This window comes from Methylobacterium sp. A49B (assembly GCF_053346215.1).
The window spans coordinates 45967-69327 of record NZ_JBKFBO010000098.1; the positions used below are offsets into that span (position 1 = coordinate 45967).

Annotated in this window: 17 protein-coding genes; 8 read left to right on the plus strand and 9 right to left on the minus strand. The window is 66.8% G+C overall.

Annotated features, from left to right (window positions below; translation table 11 throughout):
• Positions 1–7: 7 nt before the first annotated feature.
• From ACLBX9_RS16430 to ACLBX9_RS16440, 3 genes are all read right to left on the minus strand, one after another.
• Positions 8–3061 (minus strand): response regulator, encoded by a 3054-nt coding sequence (locus tag ACLBX9_RS16430; RefSeq protein WP_447719693.1) that lies wholly within the window; start codon positions 3059–3061, stop codon positions 8–10.
• 204 nt (positions 3062–3265) lie between these two features.
• Positions 3266–4546, minus strand: a complete 1281-nt coding sequence (locus ACLBX9_RS16435) for a cytochrome P450 (RefSeq protein ID WP_447719694.1) — start codon at positions 4544–4546, stop codon at positions 3266–3268.
• A 20-nt stretch (positions 4547–4566) separates the two neighbouring features.
• On the minus strand, positions 4567–5844 hold the full coding sequence (locus tag ACLBX9_RS16440; RefSeq protein ID WP_447719695.1) for an NAD(P)/FAD-dependent oxidoreductase: 1278 nt from the start codon (positions 5842–5844) through the stop codon (positions 4567–4569).
• 869 nt (positions 5845–6713) lie between these two features.
• Between ACLBX9_RS16440 and ACLBX9_RS16445 the strand changes: the two genes are divergently transcribed.
• Positions 6714–8993 carry a TonB-dependent siderophore receptor gene (locus ACLBX9_RS16445; protein ID WP_447719696.1) on the plus strand — a complete coding sequence of 760 codons (2280 nt, stop codon included), beginning with the start codon at positions 6714–6716 and terminating at the stop codon, positions 8991–8993.
• Positions 8994–9044: 51 nt separating this feature from the next.
• Here ACLBX9_RS16445 and ACLBX9_RS16450 read toward each other — a convergent pair whose 3' ends face one another.
• The 3 genes from ACLBX9_RS16450 to ACLBX9_RS16460 form a co-directional block, all read right to left on the minus strand.
• Positions 9045–9434, minus strand: coding sequence for a transposase (locus tag ACLBX9_RS16450; RefSeq protein ID WP_447719697.1), 390 nt, complete (start codon positions 9432–9434; stop codon positions 9045–9047).
• A gap of 447 nt (positions 9435–9881) precedes the next feature.
• On the minus strand, positions 9882–11465 hold the full coding sequence (locus ACLBX9_RS16455; RefSeq protein ID WP_447719698.1) for a Na+/H+ antiporter: 1584 nt from the start codon (positions 11463–11465) through the stop codon (positions 9882–9884).
• Between the two features lie 111 nt (positions 11466–11576).
• On the minus strand, positions 11577–12452 hold the full coding sequence (locus tag ACLBX9_RS16460) for a helix-turn-helix domain-containing protein (RefSeq protein ID WP_447719699.1): 876 nt from the start codon (positions 12450–12452) through the stop codon (positions 11577–11579).
• On the opposite strand from ACLBX9_RS16460, the gene ACLBX9_RS16465 reads away from it, so the two are divergent.
• The gene (locus ACLBX9_RS16465) at positions 12451–13395 is read left to right on the plus strand and encodes an SDR family oxidoreductase (protein ID WP_447719700.1); all 945 of its coding nucleotides are present in this window, start codon (positions 12451–12453) and stop codon (positions 13393–13395) included. The genes ACLBX9_RS16460 and ACLBX9_RS16465 overlap by 2 nt on opposite strands.
• Before the next feature lie 135 nt (positions 13396–13530).
• Here ACLBX9_RS16465 and ACLBX9_RS16470 read toward each other — a convergent pair whose 3' ends face one another.
• Entirely contained in the window at positions 13531–14517 is a 987-nt protein-coding gene (locus tag ACLBX9_RS16470) for a LysR family transcriptional regulator (protein WP_447719701.1), read from the minus strand.
• A gap of 80 nt (positions 14518–14597) precedes the next feature.
• Between ACLBX9_RS16470 and ACLBX9_RS16475 the strand changes: the two genes are divergently transcribed.
• Complete coding sequence (locus ACLBX9_RS16475) at positions 14598–15611, plus strand: polysaccharide deacetylase family protein (protein WP_447719702.1); 1014 nt, start codon at positions 14598–14600, stop codon at positions 15609–15611.
• Positions 15612–15778: 167 nt separating this feature from the next.
• The gene (locus tag ACLBX9_RS16480; protein WP_447719703.1) at positions 15779–16489 is read left to right on the plus strand and encodes an SDR family oxidoreductase; all 711 of its coding nucleotides are present in this window, start codon (positions 15779–15781) and stop codon (positions 16487–16489) included.
• Positions 16490–17025: 536 nt separating this feature from the next.
• Here ACLBX9_RS16480 and ACLBX9_RS16485 read toward each other — a convergent pair.
• Together ACLBX9_RS16485 and ACLBX9_RS16490 are read right to left on the minus strand one after the other, a co-directional pair.
• On the minus strand, positions 17026–17403 hold the full coding sequence (locus tag ACLBX9_RS16485) for a hypothetical protein (protein ID WP_447719704.1): 378 nt from the start codon (positions 17401–17403) through the stop codon (positions 17026–17028).
• Positions 17404–18085: 682 nt separating this feature from the next.
• Entirely contained in the window at positions 18086–19006 is a 921-nt protein-coding gene (locus ACLBX9_RS16490) for a LysR family transcriptional regulator (protein ID WP_447719705.1), read from the minus strand.
• A gap of 200 nt (positions 19007–19206) precedes the next feature.
• Between ACLBX9_RS16490 and ACLBX9_RS16495 the strand changes: the two genes are divergently transcribed.
• From ACLBX9_RS16495 to ACLBX9_RS16510, 4 genes are all read left to right on the plus strand, one after another.
• The gene (locus tag ACLBX9_RS16495) at positions 19207–21105 is read left to right on the plus strand and encodes an FUSC family protein (protein ID WP_447719706.1); all 1899 of its coding nucleotides are present in this window, start codon (positions 19207–19209) and stop codon (positions 21103–21105) included.
• On the plus strand, positions 21102–21305 hold the full coding sequence (locus ACLBX9_RS16500; protein ID WP_447719707.1) for a DUF1656 domain-containing protein: 204 nt from the start codon (positions 21102–21104) through the stop codon (positions 21303–21305). Before ACLBX9_RS16495 ends, ACLBX9_RS16500 begins: the two co-directional genes overlap by 4 nt.
• Before the next feature lie 162 nt (positions 21306–21467).
• Positions 21468–22511, plus strand: coding sequence for an efflux RND transporter periplasmic adaptor subunit (locus ACLBX9_RS16505; protein WP_447719708.1), 1044 nt, complete (start codon positions 21468–21470; stop codon positions 22509–22511).
• A gap of 342 nt (positions 22512–22853) precedes the next feature.
• Positions 22854–22976, plus strand: coding sequence for a hypothetical protein (locus tag ACLBX9_RS16510; protein WP_447719709.1), 123 nt, complete (start codon positions 22854–22856; stop codon positions 22974–22976).
• Positions 22977–23361: the final 385 nt, after the last annotated feature.

Here is a 23361-nt window from a genome sequence, read left to right on the forward strand (position 1 = left end):
AAGCCGATCACTCGGACGTCGTGGTCATTTCGGTCCCATCGGCCTGATCCGACCCCGGCCCACCGAGCTGATGCTCGGTGGGATCGGCTCCGTAGAGCGTTTTCAGCAGCGCCGAGAGGTCGGAGAAGGACAATCCGGCCTTCTGGACCACGCGGTCGGCCTGCCCGGCCAACTGGCGGAAGTCGTCCGCCGTGACGTCCTTGGCCGTCAGCACGACGACGGGGATGTCGTACCACTCCGGGCGGGTACGCAGCAGGCGCAGGAAGCCGAAGCCATCCAGTTCCGGCATCATCAGATCGAGCAGGATCAACCGCGGCCGGTGCTCGCCGACCGCCGTCAGGCCGGCCCGACCGTCCGCCGCCGCGGCCACCTGCCAGCCGTCCCGGGTCAGCTGCGAGGCCATCAATGCGCGCAGGTCGGCGTCGTCGTCCACGATCAGCACCGGCCCGGCGTGGGGTTTTGGCCGGAACCGTTCCATCGCTTCCTTCAACTGCGTCCAGTCGACCGGCTTTTGCAGGTAGTCGGTCGCCCCGAGCGAGAACGCCAGGTTCTGCTCGTCGAGCACTGTGACCATGATCACCGGCAGATCGCCCAGCTCCGGGTCGGCGCGCAGGATGCGCAGCACGGTCCATCCGTCCATGCGCGGCATGGTCACGTCGAGCAGGATCGCGCGCGGACGCCGCGTGCGCGCCTGTTCGAGCCCGGCCAGTCCGTCACCCGCCGTCGCGACGTGGAAGCCTTCCCTAGCCAGGAAACGCGCGAGCAGGTCGCGGGTGGCCTGATCGTCGTCGATGACCAAGACCTCACTGCCCGCTATCGACTCGGCCGAGGGTTGCGGCGCCCGCGGGGATCTCGCCTGCGCCTGTCTCTCCTCGCCCTCGGCCACGCTCGCCAGCAGCGTCAGGGTGAAGGTCGTGCCGGCGCCCTCGCGGCTCTCGACCGCAATGTCGCCGCCGAGCATGTGCGCGAACGCCCGGGTGATCGCCAAGCCCAGCCCCGTGCCGCCGAAGCGCCGTGTGGTCGAGGCGTCGGCCTGGCTGAAGCGCTGAAACAAGCGTGACGCCTGCTCTTCGCTCATGCCGATGCCGGTGTCGGTTACCGCGAACACCAGCCGATCGCCCTCGGCGTCGGTCTGCCGGCGTGCCGTCAGCGTAATTTGCCCGCCGTCCGTGAACTTTGCCGCGTTGCTCAGCAGGTTGATCAGGCACTGGCGCAGCTTGGTCGCGTCCGTGTACGCGCTGCCGAGCCCGTCCGCGATGTCGAGGACCAGGGCGTTGCCCTTCTTCTCCACCAAGGCTTCCACCGTGGCGGCGACGTCGCGCACGGTCGCGGCGACGTCGAGGCTCTCCGGGTACACCTCCATGCGCTCGGCCTCGATCTTCGACAGATCGAGCACGTCATTGATTAACCCGAGCAGGTGGCGCGCGTTCGCCTCGATCTTCTTCATGTCGGGCAGCAGGTCCGCCTGGCCGGCGTCCTCCATCTCCTCCTGCAGCATCTCCGAGTAGCCGATCACCGCCGACAGCGGGGTGCGGAGCTCATGGCTCATGTTGGCCAGGAACTCGGACTTGGCGCGATTGGCCTCCTCGGCGGCGTCCTTCGCCGCCGCGAGGACGTGCTCCGAGCGCTTGCGCGCGTCGATGTCGGACACCACCACGACAGCACCGACGAGCGCGCCGTCGGCCGCCCGCATCGGCGCGCCGGCGAAGCCGATCCAGGCGCGGGCACCATCGCCGCGCTGATAGTCGACTTCCAGCTCGGACTGCGGCTCGCCGGCGCGCACCACTTGGATCAGCGGCCACTCGCTCGGCTCGACCGGCCGGCCATCCTCGTGGAAGCCGACCCAACGCTCAGGCTCGTCGCCGGGTTGCGCGGGCAGTACCCCGTGCCCGAGGATCGTCTCGGCGCGGGCGTTGTGGCCGGTGATCCGTCCGGATCGTGCCTCGGCGATGAGCACGCCCACCGGCAGTGTGTCGAGAACAGTCCGGAGTAGCGCCTCGCCCGCGCGGACTTGGGCTTCGGACTGGACGGCCATGGTCACGTCCGCCACCACGAGGCCGACGCCGGTGGCCACCGCCGACCCTTCATCCTGGCTCAGCGGATAGAAGCTCATGCGGAAATGGCGCGTCCCGCCCGGCGCGCTCTCGCTCGGTACACTCACCGGCACGTCGGCGCTGACGAGGCCGTGGTCGCGCGCCGCCTCCAGTAGCGGGGTGAGCTGGTCTTCCAGCCTCGGGAGAAGCGTCCAGATCGGTGCGCCGAGATCTGCGCCGAAGCCGCGCTCGCTCATCGTCGCCAGCGCGCGGTTCATGTGGCGGATGTTGAACCCGCCGTCGAGGAAGCCGAGCCCGACCGGGGCATTGGCGAGCACGCCCTCGAACAGTCCGCTGCTGCGCTGGCTTTCGCGGCGCCGAACCATCGCGAGGCGGCCCAGAAGCACGATCGCGAGGGTCGCGCACAGCAAGCTGAACGCCGTCAGGGCGGTGTAGCGCAGGCTGTCGCGACGGTCGTTCTCCGCCAACGCCTCTCCGGCGGATCGGTTGGCCGTCGCGGTGGCGGCACGGATCGCGTCCATCAGGCGCTTGCCCGCGCCAGTCTCGATCAGGGCTTCTGCGCTGTCGAACCCCTGGTCACGCCGTGCAGTGACGACCCTGTCGGAGAACACCGTCTCATCGCCGATCAGCTTGCGCACGGGGGCGAGTGCTGCGATCGCAGGATCGGAAGAGCCACCGTCGAGGGTGTCGAGGAAGGCGCCCTCACTGGGGATGCGACCCAGCGCATCGGCATAGGGCTCGAGGTACTCGGGCTTGCCGGTGAGCGCGTAGCCGCGCATGCCGGTCTCCAGATCCTTCATCGTCGAGAGCAAGCGCTCGCTGTGGCTGATCAACTCCCTGCGGTGCAGCCCTTCGCGACGTGCGGCGTCGCCGGCCACGAAGTTCCACCCGACCGCCGTCAAGGCTACGGCGAGCAGGGCGTAAGCGAGCGGCGAACTGGGCAGCCCGGCGAGCGGACGCGCGCCCCGCAGACCTGGACGCTGGATCAGGGGATGGGTGTCGGGCATGCCAGCTACCTACGCCCGCCACGATCGAGCTTGAGCAACTCGTAGCCGGGTTCACACCTGAAGCGCGAGCCCTGGTTTCGAGCCAAAGCCTCTACTTCGATGATCCCGCAAGAGAGCCTGCAAGACCTCGTCGCATCTAGACCCATGGTCGGCGTGGGTGCGAGGCACCCGGTTGAGACTCGTGCTGTCAGGCGCTGAAGCAGGCTAGAGGATCCCCTCGACAGCCACCCGCAGACGCTCCGGTCCGCGCAGGGTCGCCGGGCGACGATAGGGCGGCGGATCCTCGATCAGGTGCGGGGCCTTCAGCCGGCGCGCCAGCGCAGTCAGCGCGGCCTCCGCCTCGAACCGGCCGAGGGGCGCGCCGACGCAGTAGTGCAGGCCGCCGCCGAAACCGAGATGGCGCGTGCCGGTGCGATCGGGATCGAACCGATCCGGGTCAGGGAACGAGGCCGGATCACGGTTGCCGGCGGCCATCATCAGGATGAGCGTCTCATCGGCGGGGATCGTGATACCGGCGATGTCGATGGCGCTGAGCGTCTTGCGGGTGACGAGTTGCACCGGAGGATCGTAGCGCATCACCTCCTCGACCACGCGCGGGGCGCGACTCGGATCGGCGCGCAGGCGCGCCAGCTCGTCCGGGTGGCGCAGCAGCGTGAGCCAAGCGTTGGCGATCAGGTTCACCGCGGTTTCGTGGCCGGCGACCAGGATCAGGATCGCCGTGGAGATCAGATCGAAGTCGCCCATCCGATAGCCATCCTGAGTGACCTGGTTGGCCAACCCCGAGAGCAGGTCATCGCGCGGTCGCTTGCGTTTCTCGGCGATGAGATCGGAGAAGTAGTCCGAGATGCCATCGAAGGCCCGGGCGTTGTCCATGCGGGCCTCGTCGCTGACCACGACACCGGGTTCGACCGCCGTGGCGAGCTGGCTCGACCAATCGCTAAACCGGGCCTCGTCCCCGTCCGGCACCCCGAACAGTTCGCAGATCACCGCGACCGGCAGCGGGTAGGCGACGTCGTGGACGACGTCGATCGCGCGCGCACCGACTTTGCTGTCGAGCATCTCGCCGACGAGCCGCTCCGAGCGGGCTCGCATCGCGTGGATCCGCTCAGGGGTGAACTGGCGCACGGTGGCGGCGCGCAGGAGATCGTGCGCGGGCGGGTCGCGGAACAGGAATGGCTGGTGTCGGTCGGTGATCCGGTCCTTGATCGGGTTGACGAAGTAGTCGGTCACCGGGTTGCCGGTGGACGGGCGCTTGGTCGGCGGCTGGGTCTCGACGCTCAGGCGGGGATCGTTCTGCAGTCGCGTGATGGCGGCGTGGCTTGCCGCCACCCAAACGCTGCGCGCCACCTCGCTCGAAGCCGGGCTCCCCTCGCTCACGTCATCCTGCCTCGAGACCGGGCTCTGACGCAGGCGAGCGTAGAGTGGGTATGGGTTGGCGCGGTTGGCGTAGTCTTTGATCTGCCCGAGGAGGTTGGCGTCGGCCATGTTGTGTCCGCGAACGGGCGTCAGGTCAGGCCCGACGCGAGGATCTTGAGTGGGCCGGCCCGATCGGTCGCGGCCCCCTTTGGTGGAAACGGCGCGTTCTCGGCGATGAGTGCGGCGTAGGCCGGCAGCCAGCGCCCACAATCCACCGACACGGCGGCGATGCACCGTCCCGCCCGGCCGTAGAGGGCGAGGAAGCGTCCTGCAGCCGGATCGCCGTGCGCTATCGTAATGGCGTCGGCACCGTCGGTCAGTCCGACCGACTTGATCGTCACGCTCGCTTGCCCGGACCAGAAGGCGGGCAATGCGGCGTAGCCCCGTTCGGGCTTGTCCCCGGCGAGCACACGTCCGGCATGCATGCCCTGCGCGACCGCGTGCCCCCAATGCTCCACGGCGATGCGGCGCCCGCCGTAGAGCAGGTGCGGGAAGCGGGCGACGTCGCCCGCCGCTGCGATCGCGAGATCGGGCCGTCCATCCACGTTCAGCGCATGACCGTCCGCGTCACAGTCGACGCCCCCCGCGTCGAACGACAGGCCGGATCCAGCCAGCCACCCAGTGTTGCGCACCGCGCCGAGCGCCGTCACCGCGACGTCGGCCTCGATCGCGGTGCCGTCGGCGAGGTGCGCGCGCACGAGCCGGCCGTCCGCATCCTCCAACCATTCGACCTCGGCGCCGAGTCGCAGGTCGACACCACGAACCTTGTGCATGGCGCCGATGATCTCGCCGATATACCGGCCGAGCGCGCGCCCGAGCGGTGCCGGGCCGGGTTGAACCAGGGTCACCGGCAATCCGAGTTGCCGGCAGGCGCTCGCGACCTCACAGCCGATCAGGCCACCGCCGATCACCAGCACGCGCTTCGGCCTGGCGACGAGCGCTGCGCGCAAGGCGACCGCATCGTCCCGGCCCCGCAGGGAATGGACACCGGCGAGCTTGCCCTCGTGCGGGTTCGGCCAAGGCCGGGCGCGGGTGCCAGTGGCGATCAGCAGGCGGTCGTAGGGCAGCGCTGATCCGTCGGCGAGGTGAACCACCTGAGCCGCACGATCGAGGCGCGCAGCCGGACTCCCGAGGCGCCAGTCGACATCACCATCAAGACTGCTCGGCAGGGTCGTCGCATCTGCGGAGATTTCACCGGTCAGGACGTGCTTGGAGAGCGGCGGTCGATCGTAAGGGCGGTAGGGCTCGTCCCCGACGATCGTGAGCGAACCCGTGTAGCCGGCTTGGCGCATAGCCTCGGCCCCACGCAGGGCCGCGAGGCCTGCTCCGACCACCACGATGGCACGTACGGGCGAGTTAGATCCCATCGCGGATGCCCTCACAGCTGTAGCTCTCGACCCGGATTGCCAGAACCGTGCACGCGACGCGAGCACGCTCGATTTCGGCTTGAGACGCGGCGCGGACGGGATCGTAGAAGAGGGCCTCACGTCCCTCGACGCGGACGTGCCTAGAGTCCGTATAGCAGCACCGGACGTGAGCTTGGCTGATGTCGAAGTCTCCGCTGACCCGACGACTGGTTTGCGGGGCGCCTATGAACATGGCATGCCAACCGCAGCCGATCGAGCGAGTTCCTCTGATCGCTAACGAAGGGGGTCACTGGTCGCGAACTTCGGTTTATTAGTAGCGACTAGCTCGACATATTCGTTGCGATTTTTCCTCGGCCCGGGTGGCTGCCCTTGGCCGAAAGCGGCAGGTCCGCTTCGGAGTAGCTCTGCCGCAAAAGCAGACAGTCTCCTACCGACCCTTTGCCGGCCTTGGATAGGTCCGCTCGTCGCCGGTCTGAGTAGCCCTGCGTGATCAAACGCAGTCGAAGATTGCACCTTGTATTTACAATGAACGTGCAGGCTTCCGACGATCCTACAGTCTCCGCATAGGATTGCCGGAGGCTTCAACCCGCGATGCTTGCAGTCCACAACCGAGGCTCGCACGCTGGTGCGTTGAGTCTGCCGATGCAAGGCGTGCGGTGGCTAGTCTGCGGCTGTGACCTCGCTGCCACTGGTCCGCCATATCCACCGAAGTCGCGCTCCAGCCGCCTTGTCCATCCTGCATCTCAACCGTATCCATCGAGCAGAAAAGCAAAGCAAAACAGCAGTTTATAACAGTTTTAAACAACACGGCAGCCACGTCGCAGGTCTCCGCGGCGAGCGCGGGCGGCTGCCTGAATGGGCTCGGGGCTATGAAGATCATCAGCTTTCACCGCACCATGGTGCGCGCAATCGCCCTCGCTGGCGTTTCGCTCGCGGTTCTCGGCGTCGCGATGGACCAAGCCTCCGCGCAGGAGGCGAACACGCCCCGACGGGGCGTCTCAGCGAACGCAGGCAGCGTGCAACTTGACGAATTGAGCGTCGAGAGCCGCGGCGCCGGTGAGCGCTATGGCCCGGTCCCATCCGGTCAGCCAGGTCCCGGTCGACCTGAGAACCCGAACGGGCCGATCGACGGCTTCGTGGCCAAGCGCTCCGTGACCGCCCTGAAGACCAACACTCCGCTGATCGAGACGCCGCAGTCGATCACCGTCGTGGGACGCCAGCAGCTCGACGCCCAGAACGCGCAGAACCTATCCCAGGCGACGCAGTACGTGGCCGGCACCTACGCCAGTCCGTTCGGCTACGACACGCGCTTGGACTACTTCCTCCTACGCGGCTTCGTGGCGAGTGATTACGGCCTCTACTTGAACGGCCTGCAGACGCTGAACTACGGTTTCGGCTACTTCCGCTACGACACCTTCGGACTGGAGCGGGTCGAGGTGCTGCGCGGGCCCGCAGCGGTGCTGTTCGGCGCCGGCCCGATCGGCGGCATCATCAACCAGGTGAGCAAGCGTCCGACCGAGGATCCGTTCGGCTACGTCGAGGTCGGCGGCGGCTCGTATGGCCAGAAGTACGCCGCCTTCGACTTCGGCGGCCCAGTCGACAAGGAGGGGCACTACTTCTATCGCCTGACCGGCTACGGCCGCAACGGCGGCACGCAGATCGACGGCCTCCCGGACGACAGCTACTTCATCGCGCCCGCCTTCACCTACAAGCCGGATGGGGCGACGACCTTCACCGTCCTGACCGCGTTCCAGCACGACAACACGGGCGTGTCGGCGAACTTCCTGCCCTACGCCGGCACCGTGCGCCCCCAGGCGCTCGGCCTGCGCATCCTGCGCTCGACCAACGTCGGAGATCGCGACTTCAACACCTTCCAGCGCGATCAGGCGTTCCTCGGCTACCAGTTCGAGCACGTCTTCAACGACACGTGGTCGTTCCGTCAGAACCTGCGCTACTCGTTCGGCGACAGCTACCAGAACTCGTACATCGGCAACGGCTACGCCTTCGGCGACGCGACGCAGACCCAGCTCGCCCGCTACCAGTTCCTCGTGAAGGACCGGGTCAACATCTTCCAGGTCGACAACCAGGCGGAGGCGCGCTTCTTCGACGGCTACTTCCGCCACGATCTGCTCATGGGCCTGGACTACAAGGACTACCGCCTGAGCGACAATCAGGGCACGAACTTCGGCGCGAACCCGTTCTACTCCGCGCCGGACCTCAACATCCTAGCCCCTGCGTACGGTGGCCCCGCCGGTACGCCGGGTCCCTACCAAGTCAACTTCGATACCTTCAAGCAGCTCGGCCTCTACGGGCAGGATCAGATCAAGCTCACCGATCAATTGACCCTGCTGGTCGGTGTCCGGCAGGACTTCGCCGAAAACCGGATCAACGACAAGCTCACCAATGGCGCTCGGAACGACGGTCGCAATGATACCGCTACCACCTACCGCACGGCGCTGATCTACAACTTCGACTTCGGGCTCGCGCCGTACGTCAGCTACTCGACCTCGTTCCAGCCGCTGATCGGCACCGACATCAACAACCGGACCTTCAGGCCAGAGACGGGCGATCAGATCGAGGGCGGCGTCAAGTTCGAGCCGCCGGGCCAAGGCTACTTCGTCACCGTGGCCGGCTTCGACATCCACCGCCAGAACGTGCTGACGGCGAACCCGACCAACCCGCAGTTCCAGTCGCAGCTCGGCGAGGTGCGCTCGACCGGCTTCGAGGCCCAGCTCACCGCCACCGTGTTCAGCGGCCTCAACGTGTCCGCCTCGTACACGATTTACGGGCTGACCAACGAGAAGAACGGTGATCCCACCCTTATCGGCAAGGTTCCGGTGAACACCCCGGAGAACTTCGCCAACGTGTTCTTCGACTACACCTTCCCGACAGGCGAGCTGCGCGGCTTCGGGTTCGGCGGCGGTGCGCGTTACATCGGTCGGTCCTTCGCGGATCAAGCCAATCTTTTTCACGTGCCTGAATACGTGCTGTTCGACGCGCAGGTTCACTACAACTGGGATCGCTGGCGCTTCCAAGTGAACGCGACCAACATCGCTGATCGGCGCTTCGTCTCGTCCTGTCAGACGGTCAACGCCTGCTTCTACGGTCAGGCGAGACAAGTGTTGGCCAGCATCAGCTATAAGTGGTGAGGAGTCACGCCTGCAGTTCGCCTGCAGCGCGTCGAGCCTGAGGCGCACCGCTCAATCGGTGGTGCGTCGGTTGTCGGATGGTCGGCCCGGCGGCCGCCATTTGCGGTCGATCCTCAGGCCACGTCGACGCGGACGTGATCGCGCCATCGCCACGGGATCGAGGGCGCGGGCTTCCTCGGTCCACCCGGCATCGGACAGCTTCTTCAACATGGCCGACCAGAACGGTCGATGGCGCCATTGACTGAAGCGCCGATAGACGGAGCCGCGTGGACCGTACGCCGCGTGGCAATCCGGCCACCGGCACCCTGTCAGCGATACATGGATGATGCCCGACACGATGCGACGGTCGTCGAGATGGTCGGCGACCGAGTCAGGCATATAGGGCGCGATGACAGCCCACTGCGCGTCGCTGAGCCAGAACAAGCCTTCCTGATCGACCATACGAAGCAGGCCATCTGCGATGCTCTCAGCTCATTAGAATGGCTCCAATGAGATCGCAAGGCTATCGGTGACAATTTGATGGGCTGGGCCTCAGCCAGTCTACATCAGCTTGCGAAACTCTCGGCAAGGCATTCCCAGCACATACAATGTATTTCTCTGAGTTTTACTTCGGTAAATCGACGCAAGCAAGCAGATATTCATCATCGAATCGCAGTCGTAAGCCGCTACGGCGCGCAGCTAATATCGGCTTTCCGGTGACAACTCAAATTCAGCTATCCACCCAACTCGGCCGTTTATTGATCCGGGTGGACGGGACTGGAAATGGCCGAAAGCGGAATGACTGTTTCGGAGTATGCCGGCTGGAAAAGCGGACGTCGTGCCTCGCTATGCGACCGTCCGAATAGGCCACCCTCTTCTGCTGTGTCGTGAGACCGAACGCCCGCCGCTTCAGCCCTTCGCAGCGATAGCGCCGAGTTCCTCCAGGTCGAGGTCGCGTTCGAGGTCGTGAAGCGTCTCGTCGTCGATCTGATGGGCACGGTGCAGGCGAACGAGTTCGGTCCGGCCTGCCGCGACGGCGGCGAGCACGACATCGAAGTGTGCGGCAATGTCCCGGTCACGTTCCTCGTCGCTGCCCGTGAAAGCCGTCGAGATTGTCGCCCGGCGCTGATAGGTGTCGAGCAGGCGCGGGTGCAGCAGCGCGCCGTTCGATGCGTAGGCTTGGCGCTCGACGGCGGCAAGCTGCGCCCGCAACATCGCCGCCTCGGCGGCGAAGAGATCGAGCGGCGGCTTCGCATGCTCGTCCTCTCGCAAGCCCGCCCAGCGGATCACTAGGCCGAGCGTCGTGCCCTGGACGAGCACCGTCGCGAGGATCGCGGCGAAGGCCGTCACCAGCATCAGGTCGCGCCCCGGCATCGTGTCCGGTAGGCTCAGCGCCACCGCGAGCGTGACAACGCCGCGCATGCCCGCCCAACTCATGACCGTGGCCGCTGGCGCGCCTAGCGGCTCGGCTCGACCCCAACCCCGGCGCCTGAATGCTCCGAGGATCGCGTCCGCGCCGAATACCCAGGCAAAGCGCGCGAGCGTCATCGCAAGGATCACCGCCACGACCGGCAGCGCCATGTCGGTCATGATCACCCCGATCCCGCCGACGCGATCTAGCACACCCCGTAGCGACAAGCCGATCAGCAGGAACACCGCGGCCTCGAGCAGGAAGATCAGCACCTGCCAGAACCCGACGCCGCGGAGGCGAACGCTCGCGGTGAAGATGACGTGCTGGTACCAGCCGCACACGAGGCCCGCCGTCACCGTCGCGATGACGCCGGACACGTGCAACGCCTCGCCCGCGAGGTAGCTCGCCCAGCAGACCAGCACAGACGCGGCGATCATCAGGTGGTCGTCGCCGAGACGGCGCAGCAGCAGAACCCAGACCGCGCCGATCGCACCGCCGACGAGGAGGCCGCCACCGACCAGCACCGCGAAGCTACTGACCGCCGCGCCGAGGCTGAACGCACCGGTCAACGTGGCAGCGACGGCGAAGCGGAACAGCACCAACCCGGTCGCGTCGTTGATCAGGCTCTCCCCCTCCAGCAGCGTGCCGAGCCTCCGCGGGAGCTTCACCCGCTGCAGGACCGCACGCGCAGACACCGCGTCCGGCGGCGAGACGATGGCACCGAGCGCGACGCAGGCGGCCCAAGGCAGACCCGGCACGACCAGCTTCGTCACCATGGCAACGGCGGCCGCGGTGAACAGGACTGCGCCGAATGCGAGCGAGGTGATACCCGCGAGGTGGCGGCGGAAGGGCGCGAGCGCGGTGAACCAGGCCCCGTCCATCAGGAGCGGCGGCAGGAAGATCACAAGCACCAGTTCCGGGTCGAGTTCGACGGCGGGCAGACCGGGAATGAACGCCAGCGTCCCACCCCCGACGAGCAACGCCACCGCCGGTGGCAGCGCGAGGCGCTGCGCTGCGTAGTGCAGCACCAGCACCGCCAGAAACATCGCGATGATCAGTTCGAAGGCCTGTAGCGGATGCATGTTCCTACGATCGGCGTTGGCCTAGCGAAGCGGACGGCCTCGATCGGGCATGTGCGCGCGGTGCCCCGATGTCGTTGGCATCGGCCGACGCAGTATCTCCGCCGACGCGCGTCACGCCCGTAGCGCTCCCGGGGTCAGGCCGTCTTCGCGCCGCATGGTCGCGGTGAGATGGCTCTGGCTGGAGAAGCCGCAGGCCAGCGCGACTTCGGACAGCGGCATCGGTCCCTCGACGATCAGAGCGCGAGCATGATCGAGCCGAAGGCGCGTAAGGTATTGGTGCGGGCTCGTGCCGGTCCGTTTGCGGAAGGATCGGAGGAGCTGGCTCGACGACAGGCCGACGACCTGCGCGATCTCCTCCAGCCTCACCCCCTCGGCGAGGTGTGCGTGCATGACGTCGCGCACCTGTCGGAACTGGCGGTCGGACAGGCCGCCGAGATCCTTTGGCGGGCGGGCCACGCCGTACTGCCGGAGCAAGTGAACGCCAAGCAGGTTGAGGAGCGAGTCCAGTTCCAAGCCCTGCATCTTCGGGCCTTCGTCCGACCGCAGGTTCTCCCGGAGCATCTTACCGAGCAACGCGACGCGCCGATCGATCACGGGCAGCGCATCCGCGAAGACGTTGGCGGCGGGAAGGTCGAGGCCGTCCTGCGCCAAGCGATCGAGCCAGGGCTGGGAGAGGGAAAAAGCCGCGACTTCCTTCTCTTCCTGCCATCGAGCCCAGTAGTCGGCTCCCGCCGGTACGATCTCGCAGGAGCCGCTCGCTGCGGAGGCAACCCGTATGCGGCTTCCGCCGAGCCGGGACTCGCGGTTCGCGTAGGGCTTGAAGGAGAAAAGGACGAGGTGGTGCGGGATCGTCTGGCTGATCTCGTCGGCGTTGCGCCGGTTCCACGACGCCGTGCCATAGCCCGCGCTGAGTTGGCGGCCCCAGTTCGGGACGGGCGCCTCGGCCGTAGCGACGTGCGGCGCCTCGGTGCGGACGGCGTCGGACATGGCCAGCCTCATCCCTGCATTCCATCGTTCTACGGTGCGCAAGCGTGATCGCAAAGCCAAGTTCGCGGCTGCCGCGCCTCGATGCGGATTTTTTGATACGGACGCAGACGGTCTGAAAGCCGCATCGGCCACTGCGGACTATTCTCCGATCGTCATCGGGAGAACGGCAATGGCAACCAACGAACTGAGCAAGGACCTCGACGGCAAGGTTGCGGTGGTGCTGGGAGCGGCGCGCAACCAGGGTCGCGCCTATGCCGCGATGCTGGCCCGCAACGGCTGCCGGGGCGTTGCCATCCACTACCACGGCGAGCACTCGCGCGGCGAGGCGGAGCAGACCGCGGCCGAGGTCGAGCACCTCGGTGCCGAGACGCTTCTGATCGGCGGGGACATGACCCAGGTGGCGGAGGTCAAACGGCTCTTCGACGAGGTCGGGTCGAAGTTCGGTCGGCTCGACATCCTGATCAACACCGTCGGCAAGGTCGTCAAGAAGCCCTTCGTCGAGATCACCGAGGAGGACTTCGACACGAGCTTCGCGATCAACACCAAGCAGGCCTTCTTCTGCATGCAGGAGGCGGCGAAGCGGATCGAAGACAACGGCCGGATCATCAACATCAGCACGACGCTGGTCGCTGCCACGACCGGCCTTTACGCCGTCTATGCCGGGTCGAAGGTGCCGCTCGACCACTTCACCCGGGCGCTGGCCAAGGAGATCGGCGCGCGCGGCGTCACCGTGAACACGGTCGCGCCGGGACCGCTGAACACCTCCTTCTTCTACCCGGTCGAGACGGACGACTCGAAGGCGTTCCTGTCGAGCATGAGCCCGGCGAACCGCTTGGGCGAGATCGACGAGATCACTCCGATGGTCGAGTTTCTCGTCGGCTCGGGCGGCAGTTGGACGACGGCACAGACCCTGTTCGTCAACGGCGGCTTCATCGCTCGCTAGGCGGCTCAGACAGCGGAAGCCTACGGACCCTTCCGCTGCCCGAAATCCGATCGGCCAGTGAATGTCCGATTTCGGTCGCTGCGAACTGTAAGTAGATCTGCGGCATTCCACCCGACCTCGCCGTAGCAGCGTGTATCAAGATCTGCGGGAAGCGGACGTCCGTGTCACGGTTGCTTCGACAAGAGTGCGCTTCGCAGAACTAGGATCAGACGTCGCTGGCTTGCTTTCTTTACCAAGCGCCTCGGCGACATGGCGCTCGAGTGCGTCGAGCAGGACGCGCGTCTTGAGCGGCGGGTTGCGGCCACTGGGATAGAGCGCGACGACCGGCGCCTCACCTCCGTCCCACCCTGGGAGCACCTGTTCGAGCCGCCCAGCCATCAGGTCCGCGGCAATGTCGACCTGCGACTTCAGCATGATGCCAAGTCCGGCCAGACCCCAATCGTGCACGGCATCCCCGTCGTCCACCCGCAGCCTTCCAGTCGCCGCGAGGTTAGCTGTCACGCCGTTTGGTCCTCTGAGATGCCACGGCTCGGCGGAGGAGCCGTAGCGCAGGAAGGTATGGCCTAACGCCTCCCCCGGGGTATTAGGGCGACCAGCGGCGTCGAGGTAGCCAGGCGACGCCACCAAGATGCGGCAGTTGTCGGCGAGCTTGCGCATCATCGCCGAGCTATCTGACAGGCCACCGATACGGATCGCCACGTCGAGCCCCTCGCCGACGAGGTCCGTTAGGCGGTCGTCGAGTTCGAGGCAGACCGCGAGGCGCGGATAGCGACGTGTCAAGTCGCCGATCACGGGTACGACGCAGCGGCGCCCGAAGGCAATGGGTGCGCTTACCCGCAGGGTGCCGGCCGGCTCATCGCGGGCACCCGCGAGGCGCTCCTCCCCGCTCTGGATGGCTTCCAGAGCGCGCTCGACGTCGATTAGCAGACGAGATCCCTCCTCGGTCGCGTTGAGGGCACGGGTCGTCCGGTGGATCAGTCGGACGCCGACCCGCCTTTCGAGGGTCGCCAGACGCTTGCTGACGACGGCCAGAGTAACACCGAGCCGCCGCGCCGCCGCGGACAGGCTGCCCTCGGCAAGGATCGCCCGGAATGTCCGCAACTCGTTGAGGTCATCGAGCATCGCATTATCAACTGCGGGACGAGGTATCCTCGCATCATCGCAGGCTACTCGACCTCCGCGCAATGCTCGATGTTCACCCTATGACGAACGCAGCCCACCCCTTCACCCGCCGGGCTCTGCTCGGTAGCGGACTCGCCGCGGCGGCGGCGTCCGCGCTGCCGTCGTCCGTCCAAGCACGGGATTTCACGGAGCCGACCATGGCCGACAACAACACTTTCTGGCCCAACGGCGCCCGCCTCGCGGTCAGCTTCTCGCTGATGTTCGAGGCGGGAGGCCAACCGATCTCGGAGGCGGGTGGCGTAATTCCCGATCCGATCGAGCACGGCCTGCCGGACCTGCCGACCAACGCCTTCTTCCAATATGGCGTCTACGAGGGCATCCCGCGGCTGCTCGACCTGTTCGACCGGCATCAGGTCAAGATGTCGTCCTTCATGATCGGGCAAGCCGTCGAGAAGGCGCCCGATCTCGCCCGCGAGATCGTCCGGCGCGGCCACGAAGCCGCCGCCCACGGACGGACCTGGGAGAACAGTTATGTTCTCGACCCGGAGGCCGAGCGCCGCTTCATCGCCGACAGCGTCGCGGCGATCGAGAACGCCACCGGACAGAGGCCGGTCGGCTGGAACGCCTACTGGATGCGCAACTCGCCCCGCACCCTCGACATCCTGCAAGGGCTCGGCTTCCGCTACCACATCGACGAGCCGAGCCGCGACGAGCCGTTCATCGTCACACTCAAGGGCGGCGACTTCGTCACCGTGCCGTACACATTTCACATGAACGACATCGTGTCGTTCCCTTTCCAGGGTTGGAACCCGGCAGCCTACGAGCAAGCGCTCAAGGACGAGTTCGACCAGCTCTACGAGGAGGGTGCGCACCGGCGGCGCATGATGGTCGTTTCCCTGCACGACCGTATCTCCGGCCACGCCAACCGCGTCCGCGTGCTCGATCGGTTCCTCGCTTACGCCCGCTCGAAGCCCGGCGTTTGGTTCGCGCGCAAGGACGAGATCGCCGACTGGGCGCTGAAGGTACGGGCCGGCACGCCGATCTACGACCGCGGGCCCCCGACGGTGAGCGGCCTGCCGGGCTCGGCAGCCTGAGCGGCCGTCATTTCACGACGTCCTGAACCGAGTGGTCTCGGCGTCCGGCGTCACGGCCGGACTGGTGGTGGCGCAGCGTCCCGACCGAAGCCTTCGACAGGGCCGTAGACCTCAAGACGGACTTCCATAGATGAGCCGTCGGTCCGAATGCCAGCAGGAGAGATCCCATGAGCAACGACCTCACAGGCCAACGCATCCTCGTCGTGGGCGCCGGCGGCGGCATTGGCCGGGCGACGGCGAAAGCCTTCGCACGAGCGGGTGCCGGCGTCGTGGCGGCCGGACGGCCGGGCGCGAGCTTGGACGCCGCCGCGAAGGCCGCCAACGGAGAGTCCGCCGCCCTGGACTTCACCGATGATGCGGCGGTCGAGGCGCTCTTCGCGGGCCATGAGCCATTCGACCATGTCGTCGTGACGGCAGCCTCAACGAAGACTGGACCAGTCGGGAAGCTGCCTCTGACCGATGCCCGCGCATCGATGGACTCGAAGTTCTTCGGTGCCTACCGGATCGCCCGGTCGGCAAAGATCCGCGACAGCGGCTCGCTCACCTTCGTATCGGGTTTCCTCTCGACTAGGCCGAGCGCGACCTCGGTGCTCCAGGGTGCGATCAACGCCGCACTCGAGGCCCTCGCCCGTGGGCTCGCCCTGGAACGAGCACCGGTTCGGGTGAACACGGTCTCTCCAGGCTTGATCGACACGCCGCTCTATGCGGGGATGAGTTCAGAGGAGCGGCAGACGATGTTCGAGGGCGCAGCGAAGCGGTTGCCCGCCCGGCGCGTCGGCCAGCCTGAGGACATCGCCCAGGCCATCCTCTTCGTCGCCACCAACCCCTACGTCACCGGCACCACGGTGACGGTGGATGGCGGCGGCACGATCGCGTGAGGAGGATGACCATGTGTATCGCACTCGCCATGTGTATCGCACTCGCCAAGCTGGGCGTGCCTCTCGATGTTCGACCCGGTCGAGCCACGTCAGCCGGTTGATTGCAACCGGCGGTTTGGGCTCAAGACCCGCGCAGGTCTCCGCCACCGCCACCTCCAACAGGCCAGCGCTCGCCAGCACCAGTCTCACCCGAAGCCGACTTCCCTCGGCCGCGGGCGATGGCTGGAGCGGTCGGACAGGGCGTGCTCGGGGCTTACCACGCTCCGACAGATCGCCGACTAAGCGCGCCGAACCACCATCCCCGACCGAGAAGCTGCCGAGGTCGGCGTTCGTCGTCGGCATTCGAAACTCATTGAGGCTCAAGGCTGCCGCCCCGGCAGCGACAAGTGCGCAGGCCCGACGCCTGCCGTCCGCGATGACCGCCGACGCCAAAGGCGCGCGTTCGGTGCGGGCAGCGCGCCCCGGGGGATCATAGCGGCGGTAGCCGATACGAGTGGCATAGGCCGACCTCTCCCGCCACGGTCGCCATCGTGGCGTCACGGACGGATCGCGACGGGCCTCATCGGTGTCGACGGCATTCCGGCCGGCGCACTGCCGAGCCCGTTCGTGGCCTGCAGCATCCTCGCGCCCGCGGCGACGAAGTCCGCCATCACGCGCAGGTCCGGTGGCTGTCGCGGATCGCGCGCGATGGCAGCGGCCTCTCGCTCCAAGCGGGCATTGCAAGCCGGCGAGGGCATCGCTCCCTTCGGCGTGCAAGAATCATGGCGGGCGCAGGCCGCATCGAGCGCGTCGATCGGCGGCTCTGGCGCATTGTTCCCGGGGCCGCAATAGTTGCCGTAGATCAGCATCTTGGGCTCGCCCAAGGAACCATCGCCCGCGCGGGCAGAACAGACCATGCCGAAGGCAAGCGCCATGAAAAGTGCGACTCTGAGCATCGTTCCGACTGGCTCCTGTTAGACTGTTTTGCACGACCCTTCGCAAAGCGAGTGCTGACGTCCGAGGCCGGATCGGCTTATGCGCAGCCCTCGCACCTTCCTAGCATTCACAGAATGGCGGCTAATTGAGCTTGTTCCGTTGTAAGATCTTATTTCAGCAATAGGCTCGCGATTTTAGCAGCACGTGACCATAATGATGGCATAACATCATCGTTATAGGTATGTCTAAGCTCGATGTTATGCGTATCTAAAGGCATTGTTTCTCTTGCGAACGGCGCACGAGTGCGCTTAGGAATGAGCAGCCACGGTTCGGCGCCGATTGCAGGACCTAGTCCTGTCTCTCGACCTGAGCGGGCTCAGGCTCCGCTTAGGTCAAGGCCGGCCTGTCGGAACATGCCCCCCGATCCCGACAGGCCGGCCAGCGAACGGTCTCGTGCGAGCTGCCACCTGTCCGCGTGACGTGGCACCGATCTCAGACACCGTGCCGAGACCAACGACGCTCCGTCGACCGGCGACGCCATTGCTTTCACGGGATATCGCTGTCCACGCCGAGGCGGAACGTATCCGCGCTCCGGCTCGGAGCGTCCTGGCCGGACCGGAGCGGATGTTGGCCCGGCGTGAAGGAGGAAATTACGATACCGCGCCGGGCCTCTCGGAGCGATCACGGTCGCGATGTGTCGACGTTCGGCTCAGAAACCGTCCCCCCACCGGCGAACGACAGCCGTGCGGCCGTACGCAAGACCTCACCGAACGCCACGACGGCGTCAGATCGGCGGGTCTGTGCCTCTTCCAGGACGAAGACCGAGTCCGGAAGCTGCGGCAATCCCGCAGCGACACCCAGGGGCGCGGCCTCCGTGAGCTCGGTCCGTGGCGTGCAGGCCGAGACGCCGAGTCCCGCCCGGATCGCGGCCTCGAGGATGGCCAGGGAGGCGCCTGCGAACACGATGCGCCATGTCCTCGACGCTCCGGCCAGGGTCGTCAGCACGGTATCGCGCAGGATGCCGGCCGTCGGCAGGACGAGGGGCACGGGGTCGGCCAACGGCAGCCTCATGTCGGGCCGACCAACCCAGATCGTGGGCTCGGTGGAAATGACGTGCCCGGATTGCCGGTCCGGGTCGCGGCGGGCGACGACCGCGTCGAGCTGGCCATCGTCGAGGGCCTTGCACAGGTCCCGGCTAGGAAGCGCGCACGCTGCCTCGAATCGGAAGCGGGAATGGAGGCGCGCGAACACGGCGAGGACGTTGGGCAGAGCGGTTCGGCCGATCTCCTCGCCGATCCCAATCCGGATCACCGTGTCCTGCGCCGGCTTGCCGAAGTGACGCATCATCTCGGCCCCAAGCCCGGCCATCGCGCGGGCGTAAATCAGCACTGCCTCGCCATCGATCGTCAGCGTGACGCCGGCGGCCGTCCGGTCAAACAGTCGGCGCCCGAGACGCTCCTCCAGTCGCCGGACCTGCTGCGTGACGGCTGGCTGCTGCACGCCGAGCACCGCCGCGGCACGCTGGAAGCTGCCCTGCTCGACCACGCCGACCAAGGTTCGGATCTGGTCCCGGCTGAGGATGCCGTCGAAGGGATCGTTCACCGAGACTGTCCTCGCGCTACACAAGAGATCGGACCGACTGCTGAAGCCAGTCGTCTGCGACTGCTCCAACGTCGGATAAGAGCAGATGGCGTAAAGATGGGCCACGTTCCACTCAATTCCTGCCGAAATCCCCCGGACAACTCTTCAATGGCCGCCTATGGCGGGCCCGCCCTCCGATGATGGCGAACGTCGAGGCATGGATGCGCGGCATGTTGCGCTGGCTGACAGTCCCGCAGTTCATGGATGGTCGCTTCGTCGGCCTGCCCGTGCGCCGCTGGCTGTTTGCGGTGCGGGTCTGGCTCGCCATCCACCTCGCCCTGGGCGTGGCGTTTTGGATCCAGCTCGACGGCGCCGAGAGTGCCGGCGTCATCGCCGCCATGCTCGCCTTGCAGACGCGCGGACAGGTCGTCGAGAAGTCGGTCTGCTGCTTCCTCGGCACGGTCGTCGGCGGCGCAATGTCGATCGTGATCGTTGGGCTGTTCGCGCAGACGCGCGACCTCTACGTGCTTGCCTATTCGGCTTGGCTGGCCGTCTGCGTGTTCGCGGCCGGCTTCCTCGACGGGAACCGCGCCTACGGCGCGGTGGTCTGCGGCTACACCGTGTCGATCGTCGCGGTGATCCACATCGACGATCCGTCCAGCCTGTTCTCAGAGGTCATCAATCGCTGCGCGGCGATCGCCATCGGCATCGCCAGCATCGTCCTCGTCATCGACGTCCTCGCCGGTCCGGACCTCGGACCGGCAATGCTCGCGCGCATCGAGGGCGGCCTCACGACGGCCCGAACCTTCACGGAGAATTTGCTGCGCGTCGGGCCGGACGGGGGCACCGACGCGCGGACCGCGACGCTCATGAGTGCCACGTCCAATCAGCACCTCTTCCTCAACGCCTTGCCGACCGAGGCGGTGTCGGGTTCGGCCCGGGCTGGGGCCGTGCGCGCCGCCCTCGCCGCCCTCGTCGGCGAGATCCGCGCGGCGCGGGCCTTCGCCCTTGCCGGGGCCTGGACCGACGGATCGGATAGGTTCGCGCTCGACGGACTGATTCGGCGGCGGCTCGCCGGCGAGGTGGAGGCCCGGCGCGAGGCGGCCGCCTCAGCCTTCGCGGCGGCGCGCGCCGGCCGGCCGGTCGCCCACGCGCCGCGGATGCCGATCTATCGCTCCCGGGAGAATGCCCTGCGCAACGCATCGCGCGCGTTCCTGGCGAGCGTGCTGACGGGCTACCTCTTCACCCTGACCGGATGGTCGATGACCGCCTTCGCCTGGGCGATGGTGGGCGTCATCGTCTGCCTGTCCTCGAATGCCCCCGATTCGGGCGCGATGACCAAGGGCGCCCTCATCGGCCTGCCGGCCGCCGTCGTGCTCGGCGGGATCACGCAGTTCATCCTGCTCGGCGGCGTCGACGCCTTCCCGTTGCTGATGCTCGGCACCGCCCCCGCGCTCCTCGGGGCCCTGCTGGTGACGTCGAGCCCCAATCCGGCGCTGACCGGCGCCGGCCTGCTCACCGCTGTCTACACTATCGTCGTGATCCAGCCGAGCAATCCGCAGAGCTACGATCCGCAAAGCTACCTCCTGCTCTCCATCCTCCTCGTCCTCGTAGCGCTGTTCTCCTTCGTGCTCGTCCGCGTCCTCCTGCCGACGAGCGACGCGCAGAGGCGGCGATGGGTGCTGGCCGCGATACGCCGCGACATGGACGCGGCCCTGAGCGGCGGGACGCGGACGTGGTCGGCGGACGAAGACCAACTCCTGGACGCCAGCCGTATCGCGACGCTCGCCTCGCTCAAGGCCGACGATGCCTCCGTTCGGGAAACAAATCTTCGCATGGCGTTGCGGATGGGCGACTTGGCCCGGGCGGCGCGCCGTATCCGACGTGCGCTGGAACGCTTGGAGCTTGAGAACAGTGGGGCGGATCCTCGGATGAGCGGTTTCGCCGACTCGGTACGAGCCGCGCTGGGGGATGCCGACGCGCGACGCATGCGGCAGTTCGCAGGAACGTTGGCAGATGCGAGCGAGCCGGCCCGGCTGACGCTGGCCGCCGACATGGCCTGGGCCGCGGACCTCATCGACGTGCCCACCGACGCACGCGCCCCGGGGGGGAAGCGATGAGCCAGACCTTTCCGGAACTCGTCGTGGGTGGCGTACTGATCTCACCATTCGTGACGTACGCGGCCGCAGCGCTCGCGCTTTTCCTGATGCTGCGTCCCGTCCTCGCCCGGATCGGGTTCGAGAGGCTGTTCAGCGCGCCGCCCGTCGCGCTGCTTTCCCTCTACGTCGTGATCCTCGCCTTCCTGATCGTGCTGCTCTGAGCCATGACGACCGACCGAACCATAGCGCCGAACGATCGGACCACACCTCCAGCCGAGCCGAGGCCTTCGCCCGCGGCCGGCGCGCCCCTCCAATGGGCGGAGAACGCACCTCCGAAGCGCGTGGGCCGGACCCAATGGGCCCTCAGGAGCGCGGCGACCATATTGATCCTGGCCGCCGCGACTCTGGGTACGCTGCTGATCTGGAACTACTACGTCACCTCGCCCTGGACGCGCGACGGCAGCGTCCGCGTCCAGGTCGCGAACGTGGCGCCGCAGGTCTCGGGGCAGATCACGGAGGTCCGGGTCGTTGACAACCAGTACGTGAAGAAGGGTGAGGTACTCTACGTCATCGACCCGTTCGATTATCGCGTGAAGCTCAACAGCGCGAAGGCCAGCTTGAAGCAGGCCGCCGCCGATTACCAAGTCAAACGCGAGCAGGCTCAGCGATTGCTGAAGCTCGGCGACGTCGCCACGACGGCGCAGTCGCAGCAGCAGGCCGTAGGAACGGCCGACATGGCCGAGGCGACCTTCCAGCAAGCCCAGCAGGAGCAGGATCAGGCCGAGGTCAACCTGCAACGCACCCAGGTGAAAAGCCCGGTGAACGGGTTCGTGACCAACCTGCTGATGCGAGTCGGCAACTTCGCTCCCGCCGGCACGCCCAACGTCTCGGTGATCGACACGGACTCGTACTGGATCGACGGCTATTTCGAGGAGACGAAGCTCGGCCGCATCTGCGTTGGCGACCGCGCGGAAGCCCAGCTGATGGGGTTCTCGGCCCCGATCCTAGGCCAGGTCGATACCGTCACCCGCGGCATAGCCGTCTCGAACGCGGCATCGAGCACCCAGGGACTGCCGAGCGTGAATGCGGTCTATACATGGGTGAGGCTCGCGCAGCGCGTGCCGGTGCGCATCCGCATCACCGAGGTTCCGCCCGGGGTCCCGCTCGTATCCGGACTCACCGCGACCGTGACGCTGCGGAAGGATCGGTCGGACAAGACGCGGCCCGGCCCGTTGGATGGCATGGTCGCCGGCGTGCGCGAAGTGTTCGCACCGCGGCCGCCTTCGCCCGACTGCATTCCGGCTACGCGTGGGAGCTCCGGTCCCGCCTCCAGCCTTCCCGAGCCGACGGAATCCCCGGCCCAAACCCCGGAACAGATCGATCCAGGCCTGACGCCCGGCTTGACGGCGAAGCCATTGAAACCGTGACCAGGGGGCCAGACCGAAGGGGGCATCGCTGCGTATCAACGCAGACATGGGGCCATTCGATCGCAAGGGCCCGACGGCCGACCCTCCGTGCCCCGGGAAAGTCGATCTGGGACGGGCACAACTCCGCCGGCGACTTCGAGAGTATTCAGTCTCTCGGTCGAGACACGCATTCAACTGATGGGCCGCGGGCCGAGCTGGCCCGTCGTCCTGTCGCGTCCAGCCCCCAAGGATCGAGACTCCCATCCCGGGGAGGATGGCTCGCTTAGGGCCGCTCGCTCAGCAGGCATACCGGTGTCGGGGTCGGCACGCGGCTTCAGATTCCATCGTGGAGAGACTTGAGGGATGAGCACGCGCATCGAGGATCACGCGCTGGTCGGCGATTGCCGTGCGGCCGCCCTGATCGGCCGCGACGGCAGCGTTGCCTGGCTATGCTGTGCCCGCCAGCCTGTGCAGGTGACGTCCTGAGCTCGACACGCCTCGTCATTACCGGCGCAGGCATCTCCGGGATTGATCTCGCAATCCGAGTCGGACGCAACCACGGTCGAGTGGCGGTCACGCTGATCGTCTACGCGTGAGGCGAGAATTACGGCATTGGCACCCGCCATGGCTGCTTTCGGAATGCAGCCGAACCTCGGCAAACGACTGGGTTGGGCGCACAGCCGAACGTCCGGTTCTGCGCGATCAGGCAATTTAACGTAACGTAGTCTGGCCGTTAGCGGAATGGCAGCTTCGAAGGCTGACCGCCGGAAAAGCGGACAGCCTCCTACCGACCCAACTCAGCTGCCGGAGGCGATGTCGTCGTTCCCCCGAAGCGGACGTCCGTCAGCCGTCCGGCAAATTCAGCTCGGGG

What these genes read in the sequence shown, in the direction of transcription:
- ACLBX9_RS16430 (WP_447719693.1), bottom strand. Translation starts at nt 3,061, where the DNA reads ATGCCCGACACCCATCCCCTGATCCAGCGTCCAGGTCTGCGGGGCGCG.
- ACLBX9_RS16500 (WP_447719707.1), top strand. Translation starts at nt 21,102, where the DNA reads ATGAGCCAGACCTTTCCGGAACTCGTCGTGGGTGGCGTACTGATCTCA.
- ACLBX9_RS16450 (WP_447719697.1), bottom strand. Translation starts at nt 9,434, where the DNA reads ATGGTCGATCAGGAAGGCTTGTTCTGGCTCAGCGACGCGCAGTGGGCT.
- ACLBX9_RS16480 (WP_447719703.1), top strand. Translation starts at nt 15,779, where the DNA reads ATGAGCAACGACCTCACAGGCCAACGCATCCTCGTCGTGGGCGCCGGC.
- ACLBX9_RS16495 (WP_447719706.1), top strand. Translation starts at nt 19,207, where the DNA reads ATGCGCGGCATGTTGCGCTGGCTGACAGTCCCGCAGTTCATGGATGGT.
- ACLBX9_RS16455 (WP_447719698.1), bottom strand. Translation starts at nt 11,465, where the DNA reads ATGCATCCGCTACAGGCCTTCGAACTGATCATCGCGATGTTTCTGGCG.
- ACLBX9_RS16485 (WP_447719704.1), bottom strand. Translation starts at nt 17,403, where the DNA reads ATGGCGCTTGCCTTCGGCATGGTCTGTTCTGCCCGCGCGGGCGATGGT.
- ACLBX9_RS16460 (WP_447719699.1), bottom strand. Translation starts at nt 12,452, where the DNA reads ATGTCCGACGCCGTCCGCACCGAGGCGCCGCACGTCGCTACGGCCGAG.
- ACLBX9_RS16465 (WP_447719700.1), top strand. Translation starts at nt 12,451, where the DNA reads ATGGCCAGCCTCATCCCTGCATTCCATCGTTCTACGGTGCGCAAGCGT.
- ACLBX9_RS16435 (WP_447719694.1), bottom strand. Translation starts at nt 4,546, where the DNA reads ATGGCCGACGCCAACCTCCTCGGGCAGATCAAAGACTACGCCAACCGC.
- ACLBX9_RS16510 (WP_447719709.1), top strand. Translation starts at nt 22,854, where the DNA reads ATGAGCACGCGCATCGAGGATCACGCGCTGGTCGGCGATTGCCGTGCG.
- ACLBX9_RS16470 (WP_447719701.1), bottom strand. Translation starts at nt 14,517, where the DNA reads ATGCTCGATGACCTCAACGAGTTGCGGACATTCCGGGCGATCCTTGCC.
- ACLBX9_RS16440 (WP_447719695.1), bottom strand. Translation starts at nt 5,844, where the DNA reads ATGGGATCTAACTCGCCCGTACGTGCCATCGTGGTGGTCGGAGCAGGC.
- ACLBX9_RS16445 (WP_447719696.1), top strand. Translation starts at nt 6,714, where the DNA reads ATGAAGATCATCAGCTTTCACCGCACCATGGTGCGCGCAATCGCCCTC.
- ACLBX9_RS16475 (WP_447719702.1), top strand. Translation starts at nt 14,598, where the DNA reads ATGACGAACGCAGCCCACCCCTTCACCCGCCGGGCTCTGCTCGGTAGC.